The organism is Cognatundibacterium luofuense (genome assembly GCF_018139685.1).
GTDB classification, from domain to species: Bacteria; Pseudomonadota; Gammaproteobacteria; order Burkholderiales; family Burkholderiaceae_D; genus Undibacterium; species Undibacterium luofuense.
Genome location: NZ_JAGSPN010000700.1, coordinates 1 through 261, shown reverse-complemented (window position 1 = coordinate 261; position 261 = coordinate 1). Strand labels below are relative to the sequence as shown.

At 55.9% G+C, this 261-nt stretch carries 1 pseudogene; it reads right to left on the bottom strand.

Going from position 1 to position 261, the window contains the following annotated elements:
• Positions 1 to 261 (bottom strand): annotated as a pseudogene (locus KDM89_RS22250) (IPTL-CTERM sorting domain-containing protein); the annotation flags it as partial.

Below are 261 nucleotides of genomic sequence, written 5' to 3'. Positions count from 1 at the left end.
AAGCCGATGGACCGGTACATGAACCGGTAAATCCGCCCGGACTGGAGGTCGCTGTATAAGTCGTAATTGCTGCACCACCATTCGAAGCCGGTGCAGTAAAGGTCACTGTTGCTGAACCAGTACCTGCTGTTGCACTGACACTGGTCGGTGCACCCGGAACCACCGCCGCAACCGCGAAGGTTTGCTGTACCTGGGTCGCTGCATTGTACGTACCGTCACCTGCCTGATTCGCATTGATCGTACAGTTGCCTGTCGTCACAA